General features: G+C 66.1%; 6 protein-coding genes. 2 read left to right on the top strand and 4 right to left on the bottom strand.

Going from position 1 to position 4,731, the window contains the following annotated elements; translation table 11 throughout:
• Positions 1-346, bottom strand: a 346-nt coding sequence (locus EOD07_RS23260) for an AraC family ligand binding domain-containing protein (protein WP_206519529.1), incomplete at its 3' end; no start/stop codon positions are given.
• A 94-nt stretch (positions 347-440) separates the two neighbouring features.
• Here EOD07_RS23260 and EOD07_RS23255 point away from each other — a divergent pair.
• The gene (locus tag EOD07_RS23255; protein ID WP_127237124.1) at positions 441-1,376 is read left to right on the top strand and encodes a phytanoyl-CoA dioxygenase family protein; all 936 of its coding nucleotides are present in this window, start codon (positions 441-443) and stop codon (positions 1,374-1,376) included.
• Between the two features lie 382 nt (positions 1,377-1,758).
• Here EOD07_RS23255 and EOD07_RS23250 read toward each other — a convergent pair whose 3' ends face one another.
• The gene (locus EOD07_RS23250; protein ID WP_164772453.1) at positions 1,759-3,153 is read right to left on the bottom strand and encodes an RsmB/NOP family class I SAM-dependent RNA methyltransferase; all 1,395 of its coding nucleotides are present in this window, start codon (positions 3,151-3,153) and stop codon (positions 1,759-1,761) included.
• Entirely contained in the window at positions 3,150-4,181 is a 1,032-nt protein-coding gene (gene htpX / locus EOD07_RS23245) for a zinc metalloprotease HtpX (RefSeq protein WP_127237122.1), read from the bottom strand. Before htpX ends, EOD07_RS23250 begins: the two co-directional genes overlap by 4 nt.
• A 93-nt stretch (positions 4,182-4,274) precedes the next feature.
• Between htpX and EOD07_RS23240 the strand changes: the two genes are divergently transcribed.
• Positions 4,275-4,496 carry a DUF1674 domain-containing protein gene (locus tag EOD07_RS23240; RefSeq protein ID WP_041002825.1) on the top strand — a complete coding sequence of 74 codons (222 nt, stop codon included), beginning with the start codon at positions 4,275-4,277 and terminating at the stop codon, positions 4,494-4,496.
• On the opposite strand, the gene EOD07_RS23235 is transcribed toward EOD07_RS23240, so the two are convergent.
• Positions 4,493-4,731: HAD-IA family hydrolase (locus EOD07_RS23235; protein ID WP_164772452.1), on the bottom strand; the 239-nt coding region annotated here is incomplete at its 5' end. The genes EOD07_RS23240 and EOD07_RS23235 overlap by 4 nt on opposite strands.

Raw genomic sequence — 4,731 nt, 5'->3', positions numbered from 1 at the left:
GGGCGACGACCGGAGCATGCTCCATGATGAGCCGCATGCGCGTGAAGTCCCGCGTCAGGGCGCCGCCGAAAAGCGCCCAGCGCTCGCTCCAGCCCGGATCGTCGGGCCCATACGAATGGGCCGTGTCCGGGAACAGCCAGAAAAGGCTGGGCGCGACGATCGCCTGCCTGCCGGCGGCCCTGGTTTCCAGCCAGCCCCGACCGTCCTCGACCAGGACAACGGCGAAATCCGGCAGCTTCCGCCTGACGATGGCCCGGCTGACATGATGCCGGCCTACCCCCTTCACCGATAGTCCGCCCATGGCGGCCGGCGGCGAGCGGCAGAGCGCGTAGGATGAAGCTGGCATTGAGCGAAAAATCCAGGCTGGAATTTCTGTCCATGGGAGATGCCCTGAGACTAAGCCAATATCCGTGGAAATTGAAGAATGACGGATGATCGAAATGTCGATACCTTCCCTGGCCAAAGTTTCCGCGGATGATCTGTCCACTGTTGCCCTGACGGCCAACGGCAAGACACTGTCGGCGGCGCCCGACCGGCTGGGATGTCTCTCGCCGACCGATCCCTCGGTCGGCGTCGAGGCCATTCGCCGTCTCTATGCGTTACAAGGCTATGTCTGGCTGAAGGGCCTTCTGCCCCGCCGCGACGTGATCGATTTTCGCGGCTTCGCGCTATCGCGCCTTGCCGAAAGCGGGCTGGTGAAGCCGGGGACCGACCCTTCGCTCGGCATGGCGTCCGCCGGCGTATTCGATCGCCAGCTCGCCGATCGCCGGCTGATGTCCCTGGTCCGCTCGAGCGCCTATGAAGGCTTTTGCGCGCAGCCCCGCCTGTCGCGTCTGATGGATGCTTTCGTGGAAGGCCTCTCCTATCTGCACAAGCGAAAGATCATGCGCTTCACAATGCCTGGAACGGCGACCGCCACGCCCGCGCATTACGACCTCGTCTATCTGCGCGGCGGCACAAGCCGCGTGGTGACGGCCTGGATCCCGATCGGCGACACCTCCATCGATATGGGCGGGCTGATCTACCTGGAGGGATCGCACGCCGTCGGCGCCGCGATGGAGGCACGCTTCAGCAGCGACAATGCAGGGCTCCGCCCGGAGGAGCGCATCAGCGCCTACAACCGCAACATGAGCGAAGGCGGCTGGGTGTCGAAGGACCTGCCCGCGATGGCGGAGCGGTTCGACACGCGCTGGCTCGTGGCGGATTACGAGGCGGGCGACGTCGTGCTGCACTCGCCCTTCATGATCCATGCCTCCACGACGAACCAGAGCCTCGATGGTCTCATCCGGCTGTCGACGGATATCCGCTACCAGAATGTCGACGACGAAATCGACGCCCGCTGGGGGAATCACTGGAGCCTCGACGACATGCTCTAGGATGTGTCGATATTCAGGTGAGGTTGGAGTTTGAACAAGCGTTTCCTGGAACGACCGGCACGTCCAGATTTCGCCGCTCATGTCGACGCCGAGCTTCGTGATTGGCCGATACCTCCGTGACGTCGTCATCCACGGGCGGAGCGACGCGAAGCGGCGCGTAGACCCGAGGATCCATTCCGTGACCTTAGTCGTAGGGCGCTGCGGAGCATAATTCTGCACCGTGGCAACGCTTTGAAGTCACGGAATGGATTCTATGGTCTGCGCGCTTCGCTTCGCTCCTTGCTCCGCCATAGAATGACGAGGTTCGAAAGCTTCAGCTAATCGCCGAAGCGTGCGATCGGTTGACGGGAGCACAGCAAGCGCTGTCGGTGCCAGCAAGATCCTATCCAACCCGCCGCATGCGTGCGGCGAAGAAGCCGTCGAGGCCCGATAGCCCAGGTGATCCGAGCGGAAGATCGGCCGGCGTGGTGCGCAATGTTCCCTCCGGCGTCAGGAACGGATCGACGCCGGCGAACTCGCCCGGCCGGATAGGATCGGCGACCACACCGGGGTTATCGGCGAGGAAATCGCGATAGAGCTTCTCGCCTTCGATCGGGTCGAGCGAGCAGTTCGAGAACACGATTTGTCCCCCGGGCCTGACAAGCGTAACGGCATGGGCAAGCAGCCGGCGCTGGAGGTCGGCGAGCTTTTCGACGTCGGCCAAGGTTTTCGTCCAGGGCACGTCGGGGTGGCGGCGCACCGTGCCGGTCGAGGAGCAGGGCGCGTCGAGCAGCACGGCGTCGAACGATTGCGCCGGCCGGTAATCGAGCAGGTCGGCCTGGACGAGTTCGGCGGTCAGGCCGAGGCGGTCGAGATTGTGCTTGAGCCGTGCCAGCCGGTTCTTCGAGGTATCGACAGCGGTGACGCTGGCGCCGGCCAGGATGATCTGCGCCGTCTTGCCGCCGGGCGCGGCGCAGAGGTCGGCGACGCGCTGACCTCTGATGTCGCCGAACAGGCGCGCCGGCAGGCTGGCGGCCGTGTCCTGCACCCACCATGCGCCGTCGGCGAAACCGGGGAGGTCGACGACATTGGCGGCGAGCTTTTCGACACGCACCGTGCCGGTCGGCAGCACGATGCCACCCAGACGCTCGGCCCAGAGCGGCGGATCGGCCTTGACCGTGAAATCGACCGGCGCCTCGTGGCGATGGGCGGCGAGGATGGCGCGCGCCTTGTCGGCTCCGTAGGCGGCGCCCAGCCGCTCGGAGAACCATTGCGGCGCCTCGCTGGTGGCGGCAAGCGCCGGGGCAAGCTCGGCGTCCTTGGCGCGCGCCAGCGAACGCAGCACGCCGTTGACGAGGCCGGAGAAACGCGTCGTGCGCGGATCGGACTTGGCGTGGGTGACGGCAAGATCGACGGCGGCGCTGTCGGGAACATCGAGGAACAGGATCTGCGCGGCGGCGACGTTGAGGATATGCGAGAGCGCCGTGGCGTTGGCCGGCAGCGGCTTTTCCAGCCGCTTTGACAGCAGCCCGGCAATGGTCATGCGATGGCGCAGCGCCGTCACCAGGATGGCGCGTACCAGCGCGCGGTCGCGGCCGTCCAGCGCCTTGTATTGCGGATGGCCGTGCTCGTTGTCGGTCAACCCGTCGAGCGGCGTGCGGGCATCGATAACGGCGGCAAGCAGGCGCGCCGCCGCCTTGCGCGCGGCAAGGCCGGCAACGTTCTCGTCACCGGCCTTGCCTTGCGGATTGCCTGGGCGTTGCGGATTGCGTGGCTGTCCGCGCCTCGGCGGCGTCACGACCACGGGCCCCTGCGCCCGGCATTGCGCGGCCCGGTCGGGTTGCGGCCCCAGGGATTGGGTTTTCGTGGCGGCGGCTCGACCTCTGGGGCCGGGTCCGCCGGCTTGCCCCAGGGGCCGGCCGGCGCTTCGTTGGCGGCGGTCGGCGCCGGTGCCTCGCGCCGTGCGGCAGGCGATGCGCCGCCCATGGCGCGCGCCATCTCCTGCAGCGCCGCAATGCGGTTCTCGGTGCTCGGATGGGTCGAGAACAGATTGTCCATGCGCTCGCCATGCAGCGGGTTGATGATGAAAAGATGCGCCATCGCCGGATTGCGCTCGGCATCCTCATTGGGGATCCGCTCGGCGCCGCGCGCGATCTTGCCCAGCGCCGAGGCCAGCCACAGCGGATTGCCGCAGATTTCTGCGCCACGCCGGTCGGCCTCGTATTCGCGCGTGCGGCTCACCGCCATCTGCACGATCATAGCGGCGAAAGGCGCGACGATCATCGCGACAAGCACGCCAACAAAGCCGAACGGATTGTTGTTGTCACGGCTGCCGCCGAGGAAGAAGGCGAAATTGCCAAGCATCGAGATGGCGCCGGCGAGAGTCGCCACGATCGTCATGGTCAGCGTGTCGCGATGCTGCACATGGGCAAGCTCATGCGCCATCACCGCCGCGACCTCTTCATGGGAGAGCCGCTCGAGCAGGCCGGTGGACGCGGCCACCGCGGCATTCTCGGGATTACGGCCGGTGGCGAAGGCGTTGGGCTGCGGGTTGTCGATCAGATAGGTTCTCGGCATCGGCAGGCCGGCCTGCTTGGCCAGCGCCTGGACGATCGCGTAATATTCGGGCGCGTTCTTCTCGTCGACCTCGACGGCGCGGTTCATCGACAGCACCATCTTGTCGGCGTTCCAATAGCTGAACAGATTGGTGCCGGCGGCGATCAAAAGCGCGATGACCATGCCGCCCGAGCCGCCGATCAGATAGCCGACGCCCATGAACAGCGCCGTCATCGCGGCAAGGAGCACTGCGGTACGAAGCGTGTTCATCGTTTCATCCGTCGAATAGGGGTCGATCCTTCTGGCGTCATGGCTATATGATGGGAAAGGCCGGGCCTCGTTTCAATCGGCAGGGAATATCGCATGACCGAACTGACCAACAAGACCGAAACCGCGGGCGAAGGCGACGCGCCGCGAAAGGTGCTGACGCCGGCTGCGAGCCGCGCGCTGGCGGAGGCCGAGGCCAGGCGCAGGGAATATCGTCAGGCCGAGGCAAAATTGCCGAAGGAGATCGGTGGTCGCGGCGGTAACGAACCCGGCCGCTATGGCGACTGGGAGGTGAAGGGTCTCACCAGCGACTTTTAAGCGACCGCACGCTCGGCCGCGAGCGCGATCCAGCCACTGTCGTCCGTAGCAATGCCGATTTCGCCATAGGAACGGATTGCCGGGTGCGGCGTGACGAGCGGGTGGACGTGCGTGGCGCTGATCACCATCACCGAGGCGCCGGAAGCCTCGCCCGCCGCGATGCCCGCCGGCGCATCCTCGAAGACCAGGCAGTCGCGCGCCTCGACCCCGAGACGTCTTGCCGCCAAAAGGAAGC

This window comes from Mesorhizobium sp. M2C.T.Ca.TU.002.02.1.1 (assembly GCF_003997225.1).
Note: the sequence above shows the minus strand (reverse complement) of the source record. Positions and strands in the feature narration are given on the sequence as shown.

Coding starts and splice junctions, on each gene's coding strand:
- EOD07_RS23255 (WP_127237124.1), top strand. CDS start 441: ATGTCGATACCTTCCCTGGCCAAAGTTTCCGCGGATGATCTGTCCACT.
- EOD07_RS23240 (WP_041002825.1), top strand. CDS start 4,275: ATGACCGAACTGACCAACAAGACCGAAACCGCGGGCGAAGGCGACGCG.
- htpX (WP_127237122.1), bottom strand. CDS start 4,181: ATGAACACGCTTCGTACCGCAGTGCTCCTTGCCGCGATGACGGCGCTG.